The sequence below is a fragment of the Frankia tisae genome (assembly GCF_025403405.1).
Classification (GTDB): Bacteria; Actinomycetota; Actinomycetes; order Frankiales; family Frankiaceae; genus Frankia; species Frankia tisai.
In genome coordinates, this window is sequence record NZ_JANEZT010000053.1 from 1 (window position 1) to 23,666 (window position 23,666).

Genomic DNA, 23,666 nt, shown 5'->3' on the forward strand with positions numbered 1-23,666 from the left:
GTGATGTTCCACCTGGCCCCCGGGCTGGAGGCCCGGCTGGAGGGCGGACGCCTCCTGCTGGCCGGGCTCGGCGGGCCGGCCGGGAACCAGACCGTCGCAGGTGGGTCGTCGCCGCCGGCCGGACGGGGCCGCCCGCCGGGCCGGCGCCGCCGGGCCGGCCCCCGTTCCGGCACGGAGGTGCCCGGAGTGATCTTTACGCCGAACATGCGGCTTTAGCTGGATGTCGGGTTTACCGTGGCTAGCATGGCGTCGCGGCATCAGGACCCGTTCGAGGGGCTTCGCCTGGATGAGCGATTCGTCCGCGGAGCCCGCTTCCTCGAACCGTCCGCGGCCGAACGCGGCCGGCAGCACGGTCGGACCGCATCCAGTCGCTGCCAGGTCGTTCCCGCTCCCCGAGGGCTTCCCGGGTTCTTCCACCGGCTCGTGTCGCCGCCGAAGCCGCCGGGACGCTCCTGGCAGATCGCTCAGATGGTCACCTTCATCGCCATCATCGTCGGGATGATCACCATCACGGTGGTGGCGTTGCGGCAGACGGCGACCCGGGGCGGCCCGGGCACCGCCACCCGTCTGAGCTCAACGACCGCGTCGCAGGGCGGCTCGGCAAGCGGCACCGGCGCGGTGCGCGCGGTCACCGGTTCTCCGACCGGCCCACCTGCCGGTTTTGCGGTCAGCCCGGCGCTGCTGGCCGCCCTTCATCGCGGCGACTGCCTGAACTGGACGCCCTACCAGCCCAGCGCACCCGTGCCGATCATGCCGGTGGCCCCGGTCCGGGTTGGCTGTGACCGGCCGCACATCGATGAGGTCACCCGGCTGGTCAATCTCGCTTCGATGTTCGGCCGCTGGCCCGGCGCGTCGGCGGTGGCCCAGGCGGCGGACGCACGCTGCGCCGGGGCGCTGCGCGACTTCGCCGGTGCCATCGACGCCACCCCGCACCTCATCGTCGGCACGATCTATCCCTCCGAGCCGAGCTGGCAGGAGGGCGCCCGGTTGGTCGCCTGTACCGTGCGCACCGACGACCTGCACGTCCGCACCGGTCGGTTCCGGGTCGTCGGCTCGATCGGTACCTGAGGCGCGGCGGCCCACCTGAGGCGCGGCGGGCCACTACCGTCCGATCGTTCCGGCATCGGGTATCGTTGATCCGCGATGTGTGCGCTGCTCCTCCTTAGCCGCCGCGGCGGGGCCTGATCCAGCTGGCTTCCCCGTCGCGGTGTTCTCGTGCGCCAGCGTCGGGATTCCCCGCAGTCACGGTGGCCCGGCGGTCACGCCCAGCTCGGGTGGCCGTCCGTCCGATGCCGCGGAGGGATCTGCCGGCCCCAAGTCCCCTGTGCGAGCGTGAGATCCGGTCGCCGTGGGGCTCTTTCGAGGAAGCAGGAGCACGATGACCACGCAGCAGCCGTCCGGCATGCCGATCGAGAAGTACCAGGCGTTCACCCCCGTCCCGCTGCCGGACCGGACCTGGCCCGAAAAGTCGATCACCCGCGCCCCGCAGTGGTGCAGCGTCGACCTGCGCGACGGCAACCAGGCACTGATCGACCCGATGACCCCCGCGCGCAAGATGCAGATGTTCGAGCTGCTGGTCGCGATGGGCTACAAGGAGATCGAGGTCGGGTTCCCCGCCGCGAGCCAGACCGACTTCGACTTCATCCGCCAGCTCATCGAGACCGACCGCATCCCGGATGACGTCACCGTCCAGGTGCTGACCCAGGCGCGCGAGGAGCTGATCGAGCGGACGGCAGCGTCGCTGGTGGGTGCCGACCGGGCGCTGATCCACCTGTACAACTCGACGTCGACGCTGCAGCGGCGGGTCGTGTTCGGCCTGGACCGGGCCGGCGTCACCGAGATTGCCGTGCAGGGCGCGCGCTGGTGCGTCCAGTACGCCGAGAAGCTGCTCGAGGGCACCGACGTGCGCTGGCAGTACAGCCCGGAGTCGTTCACCGGCACCGAGCTGGACTACGCCGTCGAGGTGTGCGAGGCGGTCATGGACGTGTGGTCGCCGACACCGCAGCGGCCGGTCGTGCTGAACCTGCCGGCGACGGTCGAGATGTCGACGCCGAACGTCTACGCGGACCAGATCGAATGGGTCGGGCGGAACCTGAGCCGGCGCGACGCCGTGATCCTGTCGCTGCATCCGCACAACGACCGGGGCTGCGCGGTCGCCGCGGCGGAGCTCGGCGTGCTGGCCGGCGCGGACCGGGTCGAGGGCTGCCTGTTCGGCAACGGCGAGCGCACCGGCAACGTCTGCCTGGTCACTCTCGGTCTGAACCTGTTCTCGCAGGGCGTCGATCCGATGATCGATTTCTCGGACATCGACGGGGTCCGCCGTGCGGTCGAGTACTGCAACCAGCTGCCCGTGCACCCGCGCCACCCCTACGGCGGCGACCTGGTCTACACCGCCTTCTCCGGCTCGCACCAGGACGCGATCAAGAAGGGCCTGGAGGCGATGGAGCGGACCGGTCAGATCCAGTGGGAGGTGCCCTACCTGCCGATCGACCCCAAGGACGTGGGCCGCACCTACGAGGCCGTCATCCGGGTGAACAGCCAGTCCGGTAAGGGCGGCGTCGCCTATCTGCTGAAGTCGGAACACTCGCTGGAACTGCCGCGACGGCTGCAGATCGAGTTCTCCAGGGTCGTGCAGCGCCACACCGACACCGAGGGCGGCGAGGTCACCGCCGCGGAGCTGTGGCGGATCTTTCGCAGCGAGTACTTCCTCGACGGCGCCGACACGGCGGGCCCGCTGGAGCTGCTGGGATCGCGGACGAACGCCGCGGAGGGGGAACGCGACGAGGTCTCCGTCTCGGTGCGGTTCGACGGTGCGGACTCGGTGATCACCGGGGTCGGCAACGGCCCCATCGACGCCTTCGTGGCCGCCCTGGCGACCCGGGCCCTGACCGTGCGCATCCTCGACTACAACGAGCACGCCCTGGGCTCGGGCGCCGATGCCCAGGCGGCGGCCTACCTCGAGGTCTCCGTCGACGACCGGATCTACTGGGGCGTCGGCATCGATCCCAACATCGTCACGGCGTCGCTGCGTGCCGTGGTGAGCGCCGTCAACCGTGCCTCTCGTGACCGGGCGGCGGCGCCCGCGCCGGCCGTTGCGGCGCCGAGGGAGGCCGGTCAGGCGGCCGCCGCGCCGGTGGCCTGAGACCTTCAGGCGCGGGCGTGCCCGCGGCCTGTGGCGGCTCCGCGCCGCCGCAGGCCGATCCGCGCCGCGGCGGACCGTTCGATGGTCAGTCGCGGAGATCTGCGGGTTCCACGCCCCGAACGCTGCGGCGGATCTGGCTTTGCAGTGTCTCCGGGATGCCGGTCAGGCCATGATCTACGCGGGCGTGGGTGTCCATGGCACGGAGTAGTTCCTCCTCGCTGGATGCGATGATGCGCGTCTCGCACCCGTGAATGATCGCGCCACAGTCGAGTTTCCTCATGGCCGCCCGCTGAACGGTGATCTCCGAGAGCGGGGAATGACCTCCGGCGGCCGGGCTCGGGGACATCAGCGCCTGTGCGGTCCAATATCGGTTTCGTCTCATGTGGACATTTTCGTGAGACGCGGCATCAGGCGCTCCCTCCGTACCAGGCCGAGGGTTCGACCCATCTCGATCCCGATTATCACGGGTCGAACCGGCTGGCCCTGGCGCGGGTCATGCGCGCGGCCGCGCCACCTCCGCCGCGGCTTCTCGCAGCGGCGTCGGGGCGAGCCAAAACGCTTCCACCCGCCGGTTCCGGCTACAGTCGGGCACATGAGGCTTGCGGTGATCGGCGGTGACGGGATCGGCCCCGAGGTGGTGGCGGAGGGGCTGCGGGTACTGGGGGCCGTGCACCCCAAGGTCGACACCACCGAGTACGACCTGGGCGCCCGGCGCTGGCACCAGACCGGAGAGACGCTGCCCGACTCGGTGCTCGAGGAGCTGCGCGGGCACGACGCGATCCTGCTCGGCGCGGTCGGTGACCCGGGGGTGCCGAGCGGTGTGCTCGAGCGCGGCCTGCTGCTGCGGCTGCGCTTCGAGCTCGATCACCACGTCAACCTGCGGCCGGTGCGCCTCTACCCCGGGGTCGCCTCGCCGCTGGCCGGAGAGCCGACGATCGACATGATCGTGGTGCGCGAGGGCACCGAGGGGCCGTACGCGGGCGCCGGTGGCGTGCTGCGGCGGGGGACGCCGCACGAGGTGGCCACCGAGGAGAGCCTCAACACCCGCTACGGCGTCGAACGGGTCGTGCGGGACGCCTTCCGTCGGGCCGCTCGCCGGGAGCGCCGCCATCTCACCCTCGTGCACAAGAACAACGTGCTGACGAAGGCCGGCGACCTGTGGTCGCGCACGGTCGCCGAGGTGGCGCCCGAGTTTCCCGACGTGCGGGTCGATTACCAGCACGTGGACGCGGCCTCGATGTTCTTCGTGACCGATCCGGGACGGTTCGACGTCGTGGTCACCGACAACATGTTCGGCGACATCATCACCGACATCGGTGCTGCGATCACCGGGGGCATCGGGCTGGCCGCCAGCGGCAACCTCGACCCGTCCGGCGCCCACCCGAGCATGTTCGAGCCGGTCCACGGCAGCGCGCCCGACATCGCCGGCAAGCAGCTCGCCGACCCGACGGCGACGGTCGCCTCCGTCGCGATGCTGCTCGACCACCTCGGGCACGCCGAGGAGGCGGCCAGAGTCGAGGCGGCGGTTGCCGGGTCACTCGCGGATCGGGCGGGCGCGGGCGCCGCGGTGCTGTCGACCCGAGAGCGCGGCGAGGACCTCGCCACTCGCGCGGCCGGCTAGATCCGTCCGTTCGGCCGGCGCGCCCTGCGCCGTTGCGTCACACCCGGCGGTTCGCCCGCCGGGCGCGCCTGGCCGCCAAGGCCGGTCGTCTGCCGTTCTCGTGGCGTTTCCTGCCGTGCGGCGAGGCGGTTATCCTCGAACGGGAGCCGTAGCTCCGGCGGACGGCAGCCGACGGGGCCCACCATGGCGATGATCGGCCAGTTCGTCCTCCCTGTTCGCTTCGTCGATCCTGGCCTGGAGTGCGCTGTGCCCATCACCCCCACCTCGAAGATCTGGATGAGTGGCAACCTCGTCGATTGGGACGACGCCCGCATCCACGTGCTCAACCCGACCCTGCACTACGGCTGGGGCGTGTTCGAGGGCATCCGCTGTTACGAGACGGCCGACGGCCCGGCCGTCTTCCGGCTGACGGATCACATCGCTCGCCTGTACCGCAGCGCGAAGATCTACGTGATGGAGCCCGCCTTCGCCCAGGAGCAGGTGGTCGCGGCCACCAAGGAGACCATCGCGGTCAACGACATCTCCTCCTGCTACATCCGGCCCCTGGTCTATCTCGGGTACGGGGAGATGGGGCTCAACCCGCTGCCCTCGCCGGTCGAGGTGATGATCGCGGTCTGGCCGTGGGGCGCTTACCTCGGTGAGGAGGCCGAGGCGAACGGCGTGCGGGCGATGATCTCCTCCTGGAAGCGAAACGACCCCAACATCACCCCGCCGGCGGCGAAGGCATCCGGGCAGTATCTGAACTCGTCGCTGGCGAAGGTCGCGGCGGTCAAGGCGGGTTACGACGAGGCCATCCTGACCAGCCCGAACGGTCACATCGCGGACGGAACCGGCGAGAACGTCTTCATCGTCTCCGGCCGCCGGGTCATCACTCCGCTGCTGAGCGACGGGCCGCTGGGCGGCATCACCCGTGCCTCGATCATGCAGATCGCCTCCGACCAGGGCTACGAGGTGATCGAGCAGCACGTTGTGCGCACCGACCTCTACCTGGCTGACGAGGCATTCTTCACCGGGACGGCGGCCGAGATCGTGCCCATCGTCGCGGTCGACGACCGACAGGTCGGGACTGGCAAGCCGGGTCCGGTGACCCGCGAGCTGTTGGAGATCTTCCACCGGGCCACGCGGGGCGAGCTGGACCGCTACCGCTCCTGGAACGAGCTCGTCCGGGACTAGGCGGTCCTGCCGCGTGGTCAAGGTCACAACACGGCCACGCCGCATTCCGTTTCGCCCTGGTCAACGCGCCCCGCAAGGCCTACCGTCGCGAGTAGCGGGCTTCACGAATGCACAAGCGCCGCGAGGGCGTCGTGGAGCCCGCGGACCGGCATCGCCACCGTGCCAGAGGGTGCTGCCGGGGTTTCGGTCGGTATTGCGGGGTTCGGAGGGCGCCATGCGCGTTGCGGAGGGGATGAGCTCCCTTGTTCTCATGATCGGCCCGGGACACACGCTCCGGCAGGCGGCACGGCTGATGGCCGCTCGCAAGGTGGGTGCGGCGGTCGTCCACGACGCGGACAGTCAGGGCTATGGAATTCTGACCGAACGGGACATTCTCTGTTCGATCGCCGCAGAACAGGATCCGGATATCGAGATCGCGGGCGACCACCTCACCCGCGATGTCGTCTTCGCGGATCCGGGCTGGTCACTCGACGAGGCTGCCGCCGCGATGCTGCGCGGAGGGTTTCGTCATCTCATCGTCACATCGGGTGGTGGAGTGGCTGGAATTCTCTCCATGCGCGACGTTGTGCGGTGCTGGAGTAACCAGCATGTAACGGTATAATGCCGGCGTGACGTACGCCAAGGATGTTCCCGATGCGCCGTCCGCTTCAGGTCCGAATTCTCCGGTGACTGCGGAACATCAGCCGGGGCAGCGGCGCTACGGTCACCGCATGCACGACAATGAGGCGGTCGCCCTGCTTCGAGCGACCACGCTACTGAAAGAGCTGGACGAGGAGGATCTGCTGCGGCTCGCCTCCCGGGCGGTCACGCGGCGATTCCGCCACAAGCAGGTTGTCTTCACCGAGGGTGAACCGGGAGACACTCTCCTCGTGGTGGCCACGGGGCGGCTCAAGGTGCTCACCAAGGCCGACGACGGTCGCGATCACGTGCTGAACATCGCCGGCCCGCGGGAGACGGTGGGCGAGCTCAACATCGTCGAAGCGGGGACGAGGTCCGCCAGCGTCGAGGCCCTGGAACCCACCACGGCGTTGGTCCTCGACCGGACCGCCGTGTGGGAACTCGTCCGGGAGCGCCCGGCCGTTGCCGAGCAGCTCATCCGGGCGCTCGTCGCCCACGTCCGCAGGCTCACCGGAGCAAATGCCGACCTTGTCTTCCTCGACCTGCCGCGCCGTGTGGCGAAGCTGCTGCTGCTGCGGATGCGGGAAGCCGGCCGGCCGGTCATCGAGCTCGGCCTCACCCAGACCGAGATCGCCTCGCTGCTCGGCGGTTCCCGGCAGTCCGTGAACCAGGCTCTGCGCGAGTTCGAGCGGCGTACCTGGATTCTTTCGGAGGGGCAGACGATCACGATTCTCCAGGCCGACCGCCTGCGCCGCTTCGCCGGCGACTAGGGAACCTGCCCCGGCTGATGGCCGAGGCCACGGGTGGTCTCCAGGAATCGGATGGAGTGTGTTACACGCCACATTTTTACCTGTCGGGTCTGCTGCATCGTAGGCTTGTTACCCGGCGGCGAACCCGTCTCCGTCGCGCGCTCCGGTCGCTGACCCATGGGACCGGGCGCGTGGCGGCCCCATGGTCCCCGAACCCTGCCGGACGTCGGTGCCGGAGCACGGTCCGAGCGTGGCTCGGTGGGAGGCGGGACGGCCGTGCCGGACGCGGTGCCACGGCCCCCGATCCACCGGAGAGGCGCCCCCGTGCGGCCATACGATCCCGATTCCCTACACATCTACGACACCACCCTGCGCGACGGTACGCAGCAGGAAGGGCTGTCGCTCTCGGTCGGTGACAAGCTCTCGGTGGCCCGCCACCTCGATGACCTCGGTGTCGGCTTCATCGAGGGTGGCTGGCCGGGATCCAACCCGAAAGACGCGGAGTTCTTCGCCCGGGCCCGCACCGAGCTGACGCTGACGACCGCGGTGCTGACCGCTTTCGGGGCGACTCGGCGCGCCGGCCGCGTGGCGGCGGACGATCCTCAGGTGGCGGCCCTGCGGGAAGCCGGCACAGCGGTGGTCTGCCTGGTCGCGAAATCGGATCTACGGCACGTCGAGCGCGCGCTGCGCACGAGCCCCGACGAGAACCTGGCGATGATCCGGGACACCGTCGCCCACCTGTGCGCCGAGGGCAAGCGGGTCTTCCTCGACGCCGAGCACTTCTTCGACGGCTACCGGGTGCATCCTGAGTACGCCCTCGAAGTGGTCAACGTCGCGGCCGAGGCCGGCGCCGAGGTCGTCGTGTTGTGCGACACGAACGGCGGCATGCTCCCCACCCGTGTCGGCGCCGTGGTCGCCGAGGTACTTGCCGGGACCGGTGCGCGGCTGGGCATCCACTGCCACGACGACGCCGACTGCGCAGTGGCGAACACGCTGGTCGCCGTTGAGGCCGGGGTCACCCACGTGCAGGGCACGGCGAACGGCTACGGCGAACGGTGCGGCAACGCGAACCTGCTCAGCGTCATCGCTGGTCTGGAGACCAAGCTCGGCCGCGCCGCACTGCCACCGGGGCGGCTGCGGGAACTCGTCCGGGTCTCCCATGCCATCGACGAAGTCACCAACTCGGTTCCGGACCCGCACCGGCCCTACGTCGGCGCGAGTGCGTTCGCGCACAAGGCCGGGCTGCACGCCAGCGCTGTCAAGATCGACCCCGACATGTATCAGCACATCGACCCGGCAGCGGTCGGCAGCGACATGCGCATGCTGGTCTCCGAACTGGCCGGTCGCGCGACCATCGAGCTCAAGGGCCGTGAGCTCGGGCTCGATCTGTCCAACGAGCGTGAGGCCCTCGGCCGGGTCGTGGACCTGGTCAAGGAGCGCGAGGCCACCGGATTTTCCTACGAGGCGGCCGAGGCATCGTTCGAACTGCTGCTGCGCGACGAGGTGACGGGTCGCCAACGCTTCTACTCCCTGGAATCCTGGCGGGTGATCGTCGAACAGCGTTCCGACGGCCAGGTGGTCAGCGAGGCGACTGTCAAACTCACCTCGCACGGGGTCCGGCATGTCGCCACCGCCGAGGGCAACGGGCCCGTGAACGCCCTCGACACCGCCTTGCGTGACGCCCTGGAGAAGGCCTACCCCGGCCTGGCCGACCTGGAGCTCGTCGACTACAAGGTCCGCATCCTCGACGGCAAGCAGGGCACCGGGGCGGTCACCCGGGTCCTGGTCGGCACGAGCGACGGGCGTTCACGCTGGGACACCATCGGCGTCGACGAGAACATCATCGCCGCCTCCTGGTCCGCCCTCGAGGACGCGGTGAACTTCGGGTTGCGGCGGCAGGGCGAGCGCGCTGATCCGAACGCCACCTGAGCGACCGTCGACATCCCCTGTTGTGTAACCGGGGGGGGGCCCGGGACACCCCCTGACAGGCCCGCAGCGGCCAGTTCAGGGGGTGCCGTGCCTCTGCCCAGACGATGGGCTGCGTCGCCGGCCGGTGTCCGGCCGGCTTGCCAGCAGTGTCGCCGGACGGGCCGGTCAGTCCTCCGGAATCTCTTCCCACCACTGGCACCACCAGTCCCCGCCGACGAGGATGCGTAGCTTCGGGTGCCAGCAGTAGGTGACGTCCTTGTCGGTGTCGAGGTAGTAGAGGCAGTTGTCGCACCGCTCGTCGCCGTTGGGCTTGCCGCGCAGGATCGCGTCCTCGGCGAGGTGACCCAGCTTGACGCTCAGCTCCTCGTCGATCGGCTTCGGCTCGGGCGCCCCGACGTCGTAGACGGGGGTCGTATCGATCTCGCTCACTATTCCCCTTTCAACCCGGATGTGACACGGCGAAGCCGGCCGCACCGCCGCCGACGCAGGACGCCGAAGGGGCGAAGCACAGGCCGCGACGGGTGCCGCCCGGAGTCTGGACCTGTCACGGAATCTGGGTTGATTCTCTGGCACACCCCGGCGTTCTGGCGAACCCGATCACCTTCGACCCTGCGTCGCGGTGCGCCCGCGGGACGGCCGGCGGGTTCCGGCGGTCGGGCTGGATACGGTCAGAGCGTGCGTATCGCGAGGTTCACCGATGGTTCTGAGCCCGGATTCGGGGTTGTTGAAGGGTCGATCGAGGACGGCACCGCCGTGATCTCGGTCATCGCCCCGCATCCCTTCGGCCCCTTCTCCTTCACCGGCGCCCGACGTCCGCTCGGCGACGTCCGGCTGCTCGCTCCGGTCCTGCCCAGCAAGGTGCTCTGCGTCGGCAAGAACTATGCCGACCATGTCCGGGAAATGGGCGGCGACACCCCGCCGGAACGCCCGATCCTGTTCCTCAAGCCGTCGACGAGCATCGCCGGTCCGGGCGATCCGATCATGCTCCCGCCGGACAGCGACCGGGTCGACTTCGAGGGGGAGTTGGCGGTTGTCATCGGCCGGCTGTGCCGTGACGTACCTGTGGAGCGGGCCTTCGACGTGGTACTCGGCTACACCTGTGCCAACGATGTGACGGCTCGGGATCAGCAGCAGACCGACGGCCAGTGGACGCGGGCCAAGGGGCACGACTCGTTCTGCCCGATCGGTCCCTGGATCGAGACCGAGCTCGATCCCACGGACCTCCCGATCCGCACCACCCTGGACGGTGAGCTCCGCCAGAATTCCCGCACGAAGCTGCTGCTGCGTGACGTACCGGCCCTCATCGCCCACATGTCCGCCGCCATGACGCTGCTGCCCGGTGACGTGCTGCTGACGGGCACACCGGCGGGCGTGGGGCCGCTGCGACCGGGGCAGACCGTGGCGGTGACCGTGGAGGGCATCGGCACGCTGACCAACCCCGTGACGGCACGCTGAGCCCAGGTGGACGCTGCGCCGTTGGCCCATTGACAACCGGCCAGCCGGACAGCTCACCCGTCCCCGCGGTAGTTGGGGGCGCACGAGGGTCCTTCGCTGCGGCTCTCGCTCTTCGCGCGCGGCGCGCCCCCATCCGGCGCCGCGCGCGGGGGCGGCACGGACGGGCTGGTCGTATCGACGGGCTGGTCGCACGAAGGGCTGGGCGGCGCGGTTGGGTTTGGGGGGGTTGGAGCGCGGGATCGGTGCGGCATCGCGAGATGACACGTGTGCATCGCCCCCCCGGAGCGTAGACACGCTGACGCGATGCGGTACAGTAGGCAACGCCCGAGCAGGGCCCCATGGGGTATGGGGTAATTGGCAGCCCAACAGATTCTGGCTCTGTTAGTCTAGGTTCGAGTCCTGGTACCCCAGCTGCACCACAAGGTGGAGGTGCACGTCATCGTCGCACTGCTACGGTATCGTGTAGACTGCGACGTGCACCTCAGTGCGAAATAGGTAAAGTCTTGGCCCCGTCGTCTAGTGGCCCAGGACGCCGCCCTCTCAAGGCGGTAGCGCCGGTTCGAATCCGGTCGGGGCTACAGCGGGTTTATCTTCACTCTTCGTAGAGGATCAGAGATATGCCCATGATCCAAGATTCACGATGGCCCCCGGATTCCGATCCGGGGGCCATCGTCATGTCAGGGACCAGGCTCGGCCTACCGCACCACGGTGAGGCGCGGCATGGCGGCCGGGTGCCGGGCCATCGCGCACTCCCGGCAGCCGCAGGAGGCGGGACCGCCCCAGCCGTGCACCTCGGCCTCGGGGCCGCCCACGGCCTCCTGTGCCATCGCGACCAGCCGCAGCTGCGGACGGGCCGGGTGGGTCAGGACGGTGGGCTCGGCGGTGGCGCCGGCCGTCGACGGCCCGCACCGTCCCGCAGTCGATGGAACGATCGCGGACGCGGTCGAGGCTGTCAGGGCCACTGGGGGCACGGTGTCCTCCTCCATGGGCGGCCGTCCTGGGGCCACCTCGCGGACCACAGCCTGGTGGCGCAACCAAGGTTCGCGCCATGCTCCGTTGAGCCCGGTGTCGAGTGGTGCGGATGGCCTAGTCAAACCTGGGCACTGTCGCCATGCGACACCACCCTTGACAACCATGGTGCTCCCAGGCTGGAACGGTAGAAACTTGCGCGGATGTCCACCGTCAGTCCATCGACGCCCGAACGGGCCCGGCGCCGGCACGGCAGCGCCCACGCGGGACGCGCCGCGCGCCGCGCCGGACGGCTCCGTTCAGCCGTAGCGCCGGAGGCGGAGGCGGAGGGTGGCGGATCGGCGCCGGGAATGGCCAGTCGCCTCACCGCGCTGCTCCCCCAGGGCCGTGGTCTGCCGATCGAGGACTGGACGGCCCGGCACACCCTCATGTGCCTGGTGCTTGCGATGCACCTGCCGGTCATCGTCGGCTACGCGATCTGGCAGGACCTGAGCCTCGCGCACGGGTTCCTGGCGGCGAGCCCGCCTGCCCTGCTGTTCGCCGCCGCGGTCGTGCCCGGCCTGCGCCGGGTCCGCGCCCTGGCCGCGAGCCTCGGCCTGCTGTGCTGCTCGGTCGTGCTCGTGCACCTGTCCGACGGCCTCACCCCGATGTACTTCCACTTCTTCGTGGTCGTGGCGTTGATCGCGCTGTATGAGGAGTGGACGGTCTACCTGCTGGCCATCGCGTTCGTGTTCGTCGCGAACCTGGTGATGGGAGACATCGTCAGCGTCGGCGCGGTGCTGGACAACGCCTGGCTGCTGGCCGGCCTGCACGCGGGGTTCATCTTCGCGCTCGCCTGCGCGCAGATGGTCTTCTGGCACTACAACGAGCAGTCCCGCCGGCGGGTGGAGCACTACCGCCAGCAGCTGTACGAGGGCCAGCAGAGCCTGATGGCCCGGCTGGAGGAGACCGACCGTATCCGCAGCGACCTCGTCGCCACCGTTTCGCACGAGTTCCGCACGCCGCTGACCGGAATCCGAGGCAACTTGCTCACCATCAAGCGGCGCCGCAACCGGCTCTCCGACGCCCAGCTCGACGATCTGCTCGACGCTGCGGTCAACTACTCCGACCGGCTCTCCCGGCTGCTGGAGAACATGCTGACGGCCGCCACGGCCACCGGCACGGACGAGACGACCATCGCCGACCTGCCCGAGGTCGTCCGGCACGTGATCGCCAACCTGTCGTACACGAGTTCGCCCAGCAGCATCACGGTGGATCTGCCGCCCGAACTGCCCGTGCGGATGGCGCGGCAGGCCCTCATCCAGGTGGTCGCGAACCTGGTCGACAACGCCCTGGTGCACTCCTGGCCAGGTGCGCCCGTGCGGCTGATCGCGGGCCGGGTCGGCGACGAGGTCGTGCTCCGCGTCCGCAACCCCGGGCCCGACCTCGATCCCGGCACGATCCGCCAGCTGTTCGAGCCCTTCACGCAGCGAGATGGCACTGCCACCCGGCCGACGGATGGTGCGGGAATGGGTCTCTACGTCGTCCGGCGGCTCGTCGAGGTGCATGGCGGACGACTACGGATGTCGTCGGAGAACGGCGAGATCATCGTCGAGGTCGACCTGTGGGCGGCCACCGCCCACGCGGCCCTCGCGCCCGAGCCGGAGGCGGCGCTGCCGGTGCCCATGCCGTTGCCTCGCAGCATCCGAAGGGACGACGAGGAGCCGCGTATGCCGCGGCTCGCCAGCGGTCCGCTGGCGAGCAACGACATCCGATCACTGCCCATGGACAAGCTCGGCTGAGCCTGCCGTCCGGCTGACATTTCGCCCGGCGAAAAACCCGGCCCTGATGTGCGCGATCAGTTCCAGCCGACCAGACCAGGCTGGAGCCAGGCCGGTCCCCCGGGCGCGAGTGCAGCCCACAGCCCGACGGCCCGACGTGGCTGCGCAGGCCGCGGCTTGGGCGCGGTGCGCCTGTGGGGAATGAGCCCAGGCGCAGGAACGCGCTGGCTGGTGCCCCGGGGGACACCAGCCAGCGCGTTTGATGGCCTGGCTCCTGGCTTCCTGGCGTCTCGGCAGCGCCGGGAGGTCGAGCGTGGTCAGACGGTCAGACGGGGTCAGGCCTTCGTCGGGGCTGCGCTCGCTGCCGTCGTCGGGGCCGTCGTCGGGGCCGGCGCGGGAGTGGGCGCGGGAGCGGGAGCCTTGCAGTTCAGGTTGAGCGTGACCGTCGTCGAGTTGCTCGGATGCCGTCCACTGTTGGGCGTGTAGGACTGCACCTTGCTGGTGTAGCCCGCGGGGCAGGAGCCGTTCACCCACGGGAAACCAGCGCCGCTGAGCTTGGACTTCGCGGCTGTTTCCGTCAGGCCGGTGACGTTGGGGACCTCACGGCAGTCGTTGCCCTGCACCTGCAGGCTGATCGCCGTCGTTTTCGCGATCTTGCCGTTCTTCGGGGACTGTTTCACGACCGCGTCAACGGCGCCGTTGTCGAAGCAGTCATACGACTCGCTGGTGTTCGTGAAACCGGCCGACCGCAGCGTGTTCTTCGCCGTGTTCAACGGCGACCCCTCGGTGTTGGGGACGGTCGCCGTGCCATCGTCGGCTGGCGACGGCGACGGGCTGCTGCCAGCGGTCGGGCCGGTCGGCGGCGTCGTCGGTGCGGCGGAGGCACCGGGCCCCGGGCCCGTGCCGGGCGAGGGGGAGTTGTCCGCCCCGGGCCGGGCTGCGGGTGCCCCGGGAGCACCCGGGCTCGCGTCGACGCCGACGGCCACGCCGGGCGCAGCGGAACCCGGGGCGCCGGCGGCCGAGCTGTCCGCGCGCGGATCCGCTGAGGCTTCCACGGTGCGGTCGGCGGACAGCGCCGAGCCGGCGTTCCCGCCGGAGGCGAGAGCCCAGCCGCCGGCTCCGGCGACAAGGGCGACGACGAGTCCGGCACCGGCCGCGATCCGGCTGCGTCGACGCCGGTCGAGCGCCGCGCGTGACCCGCCTCCGGCGCTACCGCCGGCCGAGCCGGGCTGCTTGCCGGCCGGAATCGCGGACATGACCGTGTTCGTGTCGGCGGCCGGTCCGCCGGAGCGAGCGGGGACGCGTACCGCGGGGCTCATCCCGGTCGGCGCGTCGCTGTCCCATCCGCCGCGGGCGCCGTTCTGGGCGGCGGTCATCGGGGCGGCGGTCATCGGGGCGATGCGGGTGTGTTCGGGATCGTTGCCGTTCCGGCCGTTGACCTTCGTCGCGGCTGCGGTCAGGCTGCCCGCGATCTGGGTGTGCTCGAGATCGTTCCAGCTACCGGCACCTGCGGCCACGGCCGCCCCGGCGCCCGCCGCGCCGGCAGCAGATCGGGCCACCCGCCGGGTGCCGGTTGGCGCTGCTGGCCGCTCGCTGACCCGGCGGTCGTAGGCGCCGGTCGGCGCGGACTCGTCGGCGGCCTGGCCATGTCCCGGGATCGGCGCGACACCGCGCAGGCTTGCCTCGAGCGCGTCGCTGAGGTCGTCGGCGGCGTCGGCGGCGCTCGCCGGCCGCTGCCTTGGGGATTTGGCGAGCATGCCGGCGAGCACGTCCCACACCGGTGCCGGCACTCCGGCGATGGGCTGTGGGTCGTCCTCGCGATGCGCCCGCAGCAGATCCGCGGGATTTGTCGAGTCGAACGGCGGCGATCCGGCGAGGAGCTCGTAGAGCACCACCCCCGCCGAGTAGACGTCGGCTGCCGGGGTCGGGGGGGCGCCGGTGCCGAGCTCGGGCGCCATGTAGAGGGGGGTGCCGATCGGCCCGGTCGCGCTGGCTCGGGACGGCGTGTTGATCACGCGGGCGATGCCGAAGTCGGTGAGTCGGACGATCGGGCGGTCGGGCGTAGAGGTGTCGATGAGAATGTTCTCGGGCTTGACGTCCCGGTGAACGATCCCGGCGGCGTGCACGCTGTCGAGGGCCCACAAGGTGCCGATCGCGAGCCGGACCGCCTCCTGGGCGGGCCGCGGGCCGAATTCCCGCAGGTGCGCCCGCAGATCGGGGCCCTCGACGAGATCCATGACGATGGCCAGGGCGCCCGGCTCGTTGACGAGGTCGCGTACCGCGACCAGGTCCGGGCTGTCGAGATCGACGAGCAGGTCCCATTCCCGCAGAAACCGGTCGACGATCTCCGGATCGTCGGCGAGCTCGCGGCGCAGCACCTTGATGGCCACCGCGGCGTCGTCCTGGACCCGGACACCTCTCCAGACCTGGCCGGTCGTACCCTGCCCGAGCAGCTCGTGCAGCACGTACCGCGAACCCAGTTTGCGCACCGCGCCCTGTCCCTCCTTGGCGCCGCACGAGGCGGCCGAACCTACGGCGGCACCGCCGCGGGCGACGATCGCCCGGCTACACGGAACCCGAAGAGTCCTCCGGACGGGCGCCCCCAGTGCGCGGGCGACCTATATCGCTTGCTCGCTGGATGGCAATGACCCCATTGGGTCAACCGGCCTACTTCTCCGATCATCCGAGACGGACGACTCGAACAGGCTACGACGTCGGAAAGCCACTCCCTGCGGCGGGGGAGACCCGCGCCGCGGGGACACCTCATCGAGCCCAGCAGGCGTAGTCCGCGTTCCGTTTAGTTGTGGGGCCCAATCGGGGCATCCTCAATGTCCAGAAAGCCAGGACAAGGGGGGAAAACGTGTCCGCGTGGTCACCGTGGGCCGCCGGTGAAACCCGGCTTGGTCGACAAGCTGGCCGATCTCCGGTGGCCCTGGGTTGGCGGCGAGTGGATCCTTCAGTCGCCGACCGATGTCGACAGCCGCGCCGCCGCGGTGAGCACGGCCGTCCCGTGCCGGCGTCCCGGGGATCGGGTCAACCGTTCCAGCGGGCCGGACAGCGACACCGCCGCGATCACCGCCCCGGATTCGCCGCGGACGGGGGCGGACACCGATGCCAGGCCGGTCTCCCGTTCGCCGACGCTCTCGGCCCAGCCCCGCCTGCGCACCAGGGCGAGAGTCCCGTCGTTGAACGGTGCGGCGGCGAGCAGGTCGGGCTCGGGGTGATCCGCGAACGCGAGCAGGACCTGCGCCCCGGATCCCGCCGTCATCGGCAGCGCCGCGCCGACCGGGACGGTGTCCCGCAGGCCGCTCGCCCGCTCGGAGGCTGCTACGCACAGTCGCAGAGCCCCGCGCCTGACGTAGAGCTGGGTGCTCTCCCCGGTGACGTCACGCAGATCGGTCAGGACCTGGTCGGCTCGGTCGAGTACGTCCCAGGGCAGTGGGATGGCCACCCCGGCCGCCAGCCGCGGACCGGCGACGAACCGGCCGGAACCGTCGCGCCCGACGAGGCGGTGAACCTCGAGCGCGCTGGCGAGGCGGTGCGCGGTCGCCCGGGTGAGCTTGGTCCGGGCCACCAGGTCGGCGAGGGAAGCGGGGCCCTGTTCCACGGCGGCCAGGACGAGGGCGGCTTTGTCCAGAACCCCGACTCCGCTAAGATGTTCCATAGAATGATACTGCCATCCCATATTATAAGATGGCAAGATCGGGAATTGGCGCGATACCGACTTGCGGCACATCCCGGATCGCAGGAACGGTCGGACGACCGCGCGGGCAGCTCGCCCGCCGCAGGGAGGGAAGTGGCCATGGGGCGCACACTCGCGGAGAAGGTCTGGGACGCCCATGTGGTGCGGCGCGCCGACGGCGAACCGGATCTGCTGTACATCGATCTGCATCTCGTGCACGAGGTCACCTCGCCGCAGGCGTTCGAGGCGCTGCGGCTGGCCGGTCGGCCGGTGCGTAGCCCCGACCTGACCGTCGCCACCGAGGACCACAACGTGCCGACCACGAACACCCTGGCGCCGATCGCGGATCCGATCTCCGCCGCGCAGGTCGAGGCGCTGCGTAAGAACTGCGCCGAGTTCGGGGTGCGGCTGTATCCGATGAACGATCCCGGGCAGGGCATCGTTCACGTCGTGGGCCCGCAGCTCGGGCTGTCCCAGCCGGGCATGACGATCGTGTGCGGCGACAGCCACACCTCCACCCACGGCGCGTTCGGGGCGCTGGCGTTCGGCATCGGCACCAGCCAGGTCGAGCATGTACTCGCGACCCAGACGCTGCCGCAGGGCCGCCCGAAGACGATGGCGGTCACGGTCGACGGCGACCTGCCGGCCGGCGTCACCGCGAAGGACCTCATCCTGGCGATCATCGCCAGGATAGGCACCGGCGGCGGCGCCGGGCACGTCATCGAATACCGCGGCGCGGCAATCCGGGGCCTGTCGATGGAGGGCCGGATGACCGTCTGCAACATGTCCATCGAGGCCGGGGCCCGCGCTGGAATGATCGCTCCCGATGACACCACGTTCGACTACCTCGCCGGCCGGGCGCACGCCGCCACCGGGCCGGCCTGGGACGAGGCCGTGGCCTACTGGCGGACGCTGGCCTCGGACGACGACGCCGGCTACGACCGGGAGGTCGTCATCGATGCCGCGGGCCTCTCCCCGTACGTGACCTGGGGGACCAACCCGGGCCAGGCGGCGCCGCTCGGCTCGCGCATCCCCGTGCCCGCCGACTACGCCGACCCGGCCGCGAGGGCCTCCTTCGAGCGTGCGCTGACCTACATGGGCCTCACTGCGGGCACGCCGCTGTCCGAGGTCGCCGTCGACACGGTGTTCATCGGCTCCTGCACCAACGGCCGGCTCAGCGACCTGCGCGCCGCGGCCGACGTGCTGCGGGGCCGGCAGGTGGCCGACGGTGTCCGGGCCCTGGTCGTCCCCGGGTCGATGCAGGTCAAGGCGGAGGCCGAGGCGGAGGGGCTGGACGAGCTCTTCCGAGCCGCCGGAGCGGAGTGGCGTAGCGCCGGCTGCTCGATGTGCCTCGGGATGAACCCGGACACGCTGAGCCCGGGGGAGCGCAGCGCCTCCACCTCGAACCGGAACTTCGAGGGGCGCCAGGGACCAGGTGGGCGGACCCACCTTGTCTCTCCGGCGGTCGCCGCGGCCACCGCGGTCACCGGCCGGCTCACCGCCCCGGCGCAGCTGTAGGCCGCGCCTGTGCGGTCGCCGCTCCCGTCAACTCGCCGGGGGCTGCGTGGCCGCGACCGCCATCCTGATCACGACTGATCACGACTTCATGCAGAGGGGAGCGTTTCCGGCGATGGAGGCGTTCACGATTCACACCGGTCGGGCCGTGCCGCTGCGGCGCAGCGACGTCGACACCGACCAGATCATTCCGAGCGAGTGGCTCAAGCGCATCGAGCGCACCGGGTTCGGCGCCGGCCTGTTCTCCGAATGGCGGGCCGACGAGAGCTTCGTGCTCAACGACCCGGCCTACGACGGTGCGTCGATTCTGGTCGCGGGCCCCGACTTCGGCACCGGCTCGTCGCGCGAGCACGCCGTGTGGGCGTTGCAGGACTATGGCTTCCGGGCGGTGATCTCGTCCCGGTTCGCCGACATCTTCCGGGGCAACGCGCTCGGCAACGGGCTGCTGCCGGTGGAGCTGCCGGCGGAGACGGTCGAGACCCTGCAGGCCGCCGCGGAGCAGGATCCGACCGGCGAGATCACCGTCGACCTGGTCGCCCGCGAGGTGCGGGGAGCCGGGCTGGTCGCCTCGTTCGAACTTGACGACTTCACTCGCTGGCGGCTGTTGGAGGGCCTCGACGATGTCGGCCTGACCCTGCGAAACGAGGAGCTGATCACTGTATTCGAGGCGACCCGAGCGGCCTGGCTGCCCTCGGTGGCCTAGTCCCGCTCGGTGGGCGGTCGCGCCACCGGCGACCGCCCCGGACGCGAGCGGCCTCCAGGCCGGCAGAGGCCTGCGGCGCAGTCGATGCGGCCCTGCGGGCGGGGCCTCGATCGGTATATGACGAAAATCACATCGAGGTCAATGCGGGGACAGGCCGGGTTGAGTGATCGGTCGATGACCGAGCGGGTACACCCGGTCGATCATTGCCTGCGGCGTTTGTTTGATTACGTAGCAGAGCTGGGCGTGCGGTGGCGGAGGCGGCCGGCTACCAAAGCGTGACATTGAGCCCGAAAAAACGGGCGACTCTCGCTACTCAACGTGATGAATCTACCGGATGGTTCGCGCCGGTGGTACAGCACGCATCCCGTCGCCCACTGGCCCGAACCCGTTGACGTGCGGGTTTGTGTGACGCGACACGGTCGTGGGAATTGCCCTCGACAGTGGAGATGCCTACGGTGCAGCGCAGTGTGATGCCCGATCTGCTCCCCACCCCGCGCCTGCGGGGGGCGTCCGGAGGTTGTTGTGAACAAGTCCCAGTTGGTTGACCGCATCGCCCAGCAGATCGAGGGCGGACGGTCGAATGCCACCAAAGCCGTCGACGCCGTGTTCGACGCAATTCAGGAGGCCGTCGCCGGCGGCGAGAAGGTGACCATCACCGGCTTCGGCGTGTTCGAGCGGGTCGAGCGGGCCGCCCGCACCGGGCGCAACCCGGCTACGGGCGAGCCCGTGCACGTCGCAGCCTCGGTGGTGCCGAAGTTCCGGCCCGGTTCCGAGTTCAAGTCGAGCGTCTCGGCGAGCGGCGACTGATCCGCGGTGCGGGCGCCGGGTTCACCGGTGCCCGCGCCGCATGGCCTCGGCCATGAGATCGTGTTGGTAGTCCGACAGTCGGACGTCGTCCGCTCCGGTGGTCCGTCGTTCCCACCGACCGTCGGACTGCAACACCCATCCGGACACCTCGTCGGAGAACGCGTGATCCAGGATGTGGCGCACGGTGTCGCGGCGTTCCGGATGCGGCACCCGGACGAGTGCCTCGATCCGCCGGTCCAGGTTGCGATGCATCATGTCGGCACTGCCGATCCAGAACTCGTCCGCGGAGGCGAACTCCAGGATCCGGCTGTGCTCGAGGAAACGGCCGAGGATCGACCGGACGTGCACCGTCTCCGACAGTCCCGGCACACCGGGGCGCAGGGCGCAGATACCCCGCACCAGGCAGTGCACGGGAACGCCCACCATCGACGCGCGGTAGAGCGCGTCGATCACCTGCTCGTCGACAAGGCTGTTGACCTTGAGGCGGATGCCGCAGGGACGGCCCTCCTGGGCTGCCCGCGCCTCCGCGGAGATGCGCTGCAGGATCCCGTCGCGCATGTGCTGCGGGGCGACCAGCAGCGAGCGGTACTCGGTCTGCCGGCTGTACCCGGTGAGCACGTTGAACAGATCGGTGAGGTCGGCGCCCACCTCCGGGTCGGCGGTGAGCAGGCCGAGGTCCTCGTAGAGCCGTGCGGTCTTGGGGTTGTAGTTTCCGGTGCCCACATGGCAGTACCGGCGCAGGCCGCCGCGCTCCTGGCGCACGACGAGGCAGGTCTTGCAGTGGGTCTTCAACCCGATCAGGCCGTAGACGACGTGGCAGCCGGCGCGTTCCAGCTCGCGCGCCCAGCGGATGTTGGCGCTCTCGTCGAACCGCGCCTTGATCTCGACGAGCACGACGACCTGCTTGCCCGCCTCGGCCGCCGAGACGAGAGCGTCCACGATCGGAGAGTCGCCGGACGTGCGGTAGAGCGTCTGCTTGATGGCGAGAACCTGCGGATCGGCGGCGGCCTGTTCGATGAACCGCTGCACGGACGTCGTGAACGAGTCGTACGGATGGTGGACGAGGACGTCACCCTCACGCAGCACACTGAAGAAGTCGGGCGTCTCCCCCTCCGCGGTGAGGAGCCGGGGATGGGTGATCGGAACCCGCGGTGCGTCCTTCAGCTCCGGCCGGTCGAGGTCGTACAGGGCCCACAGGGCCGACAGGTCGAGCATCCCGGCGACCCGGTGCACCTCCCGCTCGGTGACCTCGAGCTCGCGTACGAGCAGGGCGAGCAGGGCGGAGTCGATGTCCTCGTCGACCTCCAGCCGGACGGCGGGACCGAAGCGCCGGCGGGCCAGTTCTCGCTCGAGGGCCTGCAGCAGATCCTCCGCCTCATCCTCCTCGACCTCGAGGTCGGCGTTGCGGGTGACCCGGAACCGATGGGAATTGATCACTTCCATGCCGGGGAAGAGCTGGTCGAGATGCGCGGCGATCACCTCTTCGAGGGGCACGAAGCAGGCGCTTTCCGACGGCGCCGGCCCGGCCGCGGGAACGTCGACGGACGGGTCCACCTCGACGGGGACCAGCCGTGGGACGTTCTGCGGCACCTTCACGCGGGCGAAGCGGTCGGCCTGCCCGCCCGGATCGCGGACATGCACAGCAAGGTTGAGTGAGAGGCCGCTGATGTAGGGGAACGGGTGCGCCGGGTCGACCGCGAGCGGCGTGAGCACCGGGAAGATCTGCTGGTGGAAGTAGCGGTGTAGCTGTTCCTGCTGGGTTTCGCTGAGCTGGGACCAGGATCGGATGCTGATCCCAGCGTGCGCCAGGGACGGCACCACCTCGGCGGTGAAGCACCGCGAGTGCCGCTCCGTCAGCTGGGCGGCGGCCCGGCTGACGAGATCGAGCTGTTCCCGGGCGCTCAGGCCGTCCGCCGAGCGGACCGCGAGGCCGGTGGCCTCGCGCCGCATCAGGCCGGCGACCCGGACCATGTAGAACTCGTCGAGGTTGCTGGCGAAGATTGCCAGGAACTTGGCCCGTTCCAGCAACGGCGTGGCGACGTCCTCCGCGAGCGCCAGTACCCGAGCATTGAAGTCGAGCCAGGACGTCTCGCGGTTGATGAACCGATCGGCCGGCAGATCGGACGGCGCCGGCGGACGGGGTGCCTCCAGAGGTTCGAGCAGGCCACTGCGGGCCTTGCGCTGAGGCCGTTCGGGACGGGTCGCCACCAGCTCGCTCATGCCTGTAGATGGTGCCAGCCGGTGGTGAACTCGGCAGCGCGGGACGATGTCCGGATTCGGCCATCCGGGGACGGATCGGCGGTGTCGTGGTGAGCCGAAGATGTGATCCGTGCCCGTTGTCATGGTTGGGTAGCCGGCTGGTTGCCACGCGCCGAGTCCCGGGTCGGTAGTTAACCGTACGGAAACAGTCGAAGGCGGCGATCAGCAGCGCGATGGAAACATCAGCCGTCCGGAGGTCCTTCTCGGGGAGCCCGTCGTTGCGGCCATTCCCCGGTCAAGCACGCATGGCGTGTCTGATATCACAGCGTTCGGCGCGGCCCCGTGGAGAGGTCGCCGGTGAGGATGCCGGACTCGTTCGACCCGGCGGACGCCCAAGGAGACCGCGCGGCACGCGAGGCATATCCATACTCTTTGTGATAGAGCGATCACGCGCTACGTTGATGATGGGTGCCAACGCGCCCGTCGATCACTTTTGGTGACTTTTCCGGCTGTTCCCGTCGCTCTAAAAATGATCCTTTTGCCCTGGACGGCCGGTGCACGGGGGAGGATGGCGGGATGGGGAATGCTTCTCTACGCCGCTGCAATCGCTGCCGGCCTGACCGCGACGCTGAGCTGCGCGTGGGCCGCACGTCGGCTCGGCCGGGCCCGCGGCCGCTGGCTGGTCTGGCTGTCGTCCGCGCTGACCGCCTGGACCGTGGGGCAGACGGCCTGGACGCTGCACCGCTGGGATCGGCTTGCCACCGTCCGCCCGATGGTCGCGGACGTCGGGTACCTCGCGGATGCCGGGCAACTCGCCATGCCCGTCCTGGCGCTCGCCGCCCTCGCGGCGGTACCGGCAAGCCGGGCGCGGCGTTCTCGGCTCCGTTCCACACTGCTCGCCACCACGACCTCGGCCGGGGAGCCGGGCGGGCTGGGCTGGCCGGCTGGCGGGCTCGCCGGGCGACCGGCCACCGCCCTCGACGAGATCATCCTCGGCGGTTCGCTGTTCCTGCTCACCTGGTCGGGGCTCCTGGCCGGCCTCGGTGAGGCTGAAACCGCAGACACCGCCGGGGGCGAGAGCGCCGTCGGGGCGGTGCGGCACCTGGTGGCGGTGGCGCACCCGCTCGTGGTCCTCGTGCTGGCGCTCGCGGTCCTGCACGTCGCGGGCTTCCGCCAGCCGGTGGACCTGCCGGCCGTCGCCACCGCCGGGATCGGCCTGGTCTTCCTGGCGGTCGTCGGCGTCTGGTACGCACAGGTCGGCGGCGATGCCGGCCGACCGGCTAGCTCGTTGGCAGGTCTGGGGGCGGTGGTGGGCGCCTTGCTCGTCGCTCTTGCGGCCTGGCG

At 70.3% G+C, this 23,666-nt stretch carries 19 protein-coding genes, 2 tRNA genes and 1 pseudogene; 16 read left to right on the plus strand and 6 right to left on the minus strand.

What is annotated here, in order from left to right:
* The 3 genes from NBZ85_RS07670 to leuA all read left to right on the plus strand — a co-directional run.
* Positions 1-216 (plus strand): hypothetical protein (locus NBZ85_RS07670; protein WP_261561722.1); only part of this gene is annotated, 216 nt, incomplete at its 5' end.
* Between the two features lie 27 nt (positions 217-243).
* Positions 244-1,068, plus strand: a complete 825-nt coding sequence (locus tag NBZ85_RS07675; RefSeq protein WP_261555474.1) for a septum formation family protein — start codon at positions 244-246, stop codon at positions 1,066-1,068.
* Positions 1,069-1,378: 310 nt separating this feature from the next.
* Positions 1,379-3,142, plus strand: coding sequence for a 2-isopropylmalate synthase (gene leuA, locus NBZ85_RS07680; RefSeq protein ID WP_261555473.1), 1,764 nt, complete (start codon positions 1,379-1,381; stop codon positions 3,140-3,142).
* 85 nt (positions 3,143-3,227) lie between these two features.
* On the opposite strand, the gene NBZ85_RS07685 is transcribed toward leuA, so the two are convergent.
* Positions 3,228-3,524: a DUF1059 domain-containing protein gene (locus NBZ85_RS07685; RefSeq protein WP_308205166.1), complete on the minus strand. Its 297-nt coding sequence runs from the start codon at positions 3,522-3,524 to the stop codon at positions 3,228-3,230.
* 210 nt (positions 3,525-3,734) lie between these two features.
* Here NBZ85_RS07685 and NBZ85_RS07690 point away from each other — a divergent pair, with 210 nt between their 5' ends.
* The 5 genes from NBZ85_RS07690 (at position 3,735) to cimA (ending at position 9,232) form a co-directional block, all read left to right on the plus strand.
* Positions 3,735-4,763: a 3-isopropylmalate dehydrogenase gene (locus NBZ85_RS07690; protein WP_261561724.1), complete on the plus strand. Its 1,029-nt coding sequence runs from the start codon at positions 3,735-3,737 to the stop codon at positions 4,761-4,763.
* A gap of 246 nt (positions 4,764-5,009) precedes the next feature.
* The gene (locus tag NBZ85_RS07695) at positions 5,010-5,936 is read left to right on the plus strand and encodes a branched-chain amino acid transaminase (protein ID WP_261555476.1); all 927 of its coding nucleotides are present in this window, start codon (positions 5,010-5,012) and stop codon (positions 5,934-5,936) included.
* Positions 5,937-6,150: 214 nt separating this feature from the next.
* Positions 6,151-6,537, plus strand: coding sequence for a CBS domain-containing protein (locus tag NBZ85_RS07700; RefSeq protein ID WP_261555470.1), 387 nt, complete (start codon positions 6,151-6,153; stop codon positions 6,535-6,537).
* A gap of 109 nt (positions 6,538-6,646) precedes the next feature.
* Positions 6,647-7,324 carry a Crp/Fnr family transcriptional regulator gene (locus NBZ85_RS07705; RefSeq protein ID WP_261555468.1) on the plus strand — a complete coding sequence of 226 codons (678 nt, stop codon included), beginning with the start codon at positions 6,647-6,649 and terminating at the stop codon, positions 7,322-7,324.
* Between the two features lie 303 nt (positions 7,325-7,627).
* Positions 7,628-9,232, plus strand: a complete 1,605-nt coding sequence (gene cimA, locus NBZ85_RS07710; RefSeq protein WP_261555467.1) for a citramalate synthase — start codon at positions 7,628-7,630, stop codon at positions 9,230-9,232.
* Positions 9,233-9,397: 165 nt separating this feature from the next.
* Here the strand turns inward: cimA and NBZ85_RS07715 are convergent, their stop codons facing one another.
* Positions 9,398-9,661 (minus strand): hypothetical protein, encoded by a 264-nt coding sequence (locus NBZ85_RS07715; protein ID WP_261555466.1) that lies wholly within the window; start codon positions 9,659-9,661, stop codon positions 9,398-9,400.
* A gap of 246 nt (positions 9,662-9,907) precedes the next feature.
* Between NBZ85_RS07715 and NBZ85_RS07720 the strand changes: the two genes are divergently transcribed.
* The 3 genes from NBZ85_RS07720 (at position 9,908) to NBZ85_RS07730 (ending at position 11,265) form a co-directional block, all read left to right on the plus strand.
* Positions 9,908-10,687, plus strand: a complete 780-nt coding sequence (locus NBZ85_RS07720) for a fumarylacetoacetate hydrolase family protein (RefSeq protein ID WP_261555465.1) — start codon at positions 9,908-9,910, stop codon at positions 10,685-10,687.
* A 339-nt stretch (positions 10,688-11,026) separates the two neighbouring features.
* Positions 11,027-11,098 (plus strand) — tRNA-Gln (locus NBZ85_RS07725).
* 94 nt (positions 11,099-11,192) lie between these two features.
* Positions 11,193-11,265 (plus strand) — tRNA-Glu (locus NBZ85_RS07730).
* A 117-nt stretch (positions 11,266-11,382) separates the two neighbouring features.
* On the opposite strand, the gene NBZ85_RS07735 is transcribed toward NBZ85_RS07730, so the two are convergent.
* Entirely contained in the window at positions 11,383-11,658 is a 276-nt protein-coding gene (locus NBZ85_RS07735) for a hypothetical protein (RefSeq protein WP_261555464.1), read from the minus strand.
* Between the two features lie 201 nt (positions 11,659-11,859).
* Between NBZ85_RS07735 and NBZ85_RS07740 the strand changes: the two genes are divergently transcribed.
* Positions 11,860-13,437 (plus strand): sensor histidine kinase, encoded by a 1,578-nt coding sequence (locus NBZ85_RS07740; RefSeq protein ID WP_261555463.1) that lies wholly within the window; start codon positions 11,860-11,862, stop codon positions 13,435-13,437.
* Positions 13,438-13,751: 314 nt separating this feature from the next.
* On the opposite strand, the gene NBZ85_RS07745 is transcribed toward NBZ85_RS07740, so the two are convergent.
* Both NBZ85_RS07745 and NBZ85_RS07750 read right to left on the minus strand, forming a co-directional pair.
* Positions 13,752-15,905 (minus strand): serine/threonine-protein kinase, encoded by a 2,154-nt coding sequence (locus tag NBZ85_RS07745; RefSeq protein ID WP_261555460.1) that lies wholly within the window; start codon positions 15,903-15,905, stop codon positions 13,752-13,754.
* Positions 15,906-16,372: 467 nt separating this feature from the next.
* Positions 16,373-17,080: an IclR family transcriptional regulator gene (locus NBZ85_RS07750; protein ID WP_261555452.1), complete on the minus strand. Its 708-nt coding sequence runs from the start codon at positions 17,078-17,080 to the stop codon at positions 16,373-16,375.
* Between the two features lie 138 nt (positions 17,081-17,218).
* Between NBZ85_RS07750 and leuC the strand changes: the two genes are divergently transcribed.
* The 3 genes from leuC to NBZ85_RS07765 all read left to right on the plus strand — a co-directional run bounded on the left by leuC (position 17,219) and on the right by NBZ85_RS07765 (position 20,123).
* A complete protein-coding gene (gene leuC / locus NBZ85_RS07755; protein ID WP_261561725.1) occupies positions 17,219-18,616 on the plus strand; it encodes a 3-isopropylmalate dehydratase large subunit in 1,398 nt (465 codons plus the stop codon).
* A 112-nt stretch (positions 18,617-18,728) separates the two neighbouring features.
* Complete coding sequence (gene leuD / locus NBZ85_RS07760; RefSeq protein ID WP_261555475.1) at positions 18,729-19,316, plus strand: 3-isopropylmalate dehydratase small subunit; 588 nt, start codon at positions 18,729-18,731, stop codon at positions 19,314-19,316.
* A 522-nt stretch (positions 19,317-19,838) separates the two neighbouring features.
* Positions 19,839-20,123: an HU family DNA-binding protein gene (locus tag NBZ85_RS07765; RefSeq protein ID WP_136447789.1), complete on the plus strand. Its 285-nt coding sequence runs from the start codon at positions 19,839-19,841 to the stop codon at positions 20,121-20,123.
* 21 nt (positions 20,124-20,144) lie between these two features.
* Here NBZ85_RS07765 and NBZ85_RS07770 read toward each other — a convergent pair whose 3' ends face one another.
* A complete protein-coding gene (locus NBZ85_RS07770) occupies positions 20,145-22,343 on the minus strand; it encodes an RNA degradosome polyphosphate kinase (RefSeq protein WP_261555445.1) in 2,199 nt (732 codons plus the stop codon).
* A gap of 562 nt (positions 22,344-22,905) precedes the next feature.
* Here NBZ85_RS07770 and NBZ85_RS07775 point away from each other — a divergent pair.
* Positions 22,906-23,666, plus strand: a pseudogene (locus NBZ85_RS07775) (GGDEF-domain containing protein); the annotation flags it as partial.

Bases quoted from the DNA above. Each gene is read 5' to 3' on its own strand.
- NBZ85_RS07675 (WP_261555474.1), top strand. From the start codon at position 244: ATGGCGTCGCGGCATCAGGACCCGTTCGAGGGGCTTCGCCTGGATGAG.
- leuA (WP_261555473.1), top strand. From the start codon at position 1,379: ATGACCACGCAGCAGCCGTCCGGCATGCCGATCGAGAAGTACCAGGCG.
- NBZ85_RS07685 (WP_308205166.1), bottom strand. From the start codon at position 3,524: ATGAGACGAAACCGATATTGGACCGCACAGGCGCTGATGTCCCCGAGC.
- NBZ85_RS07690 (WP_261561724.1), top strand. From the start codon at position 3,735: ATGAGGCTTGCGGTGATCGGCGGTGACGGGATCGGCCCCGAGGTGGTG.
- NBZ85_RS07700 (WP_261555470.1), top strand. From the start codon at position 6,151: ATGCGCGTTGCGGAGGGGATGAGCTCCCTTGTTCTCATGATCGGCCCG.
- NBZ85_RS07705 (WP_261555468.1), top strand. From the start codon at position 6,647: ATGCACGACAATGAGGCGGTCGCCCTGCTTCGAGCGACCACGCTACTG.
- NBZ85_RS07740 (WP_261555463.1), top strand. From the start codon at position 11,860: ATGTCCACCGTCAGTCCATCGACGCCCGAACGGGCCCGGCGCCGGCAC.
- NBZ85_RS07750 (WP_261555452.1), bottom strand. From the start codon at position 17,080: ATGGAACATCTTAGCGGAGTCGGGGTTCTGGACAAAGCCGCCCTCGTC.
- leuC (WP_261561725.1), top strand. From the start codon at position 17,219: ATGGGGCGCACACTCGCGGAGAAGGTCTGGGACGCCCATGTGGTGCGG.
- leuD (WP_261555475.1), top strand. From the start codon at position 18,729: ATGGAGGCGTTCACGATTCACACCGGTCGGGCCGTGCCGCTGCGGCGC.
- NBZ85_RS07770 (WP_261555445.1), bottom strand. From the start codon at position 22,343: ATGAGCGAGCTGGTGGCGACCCGTCCCGAACGGCCTCAGCGCAAGGCC.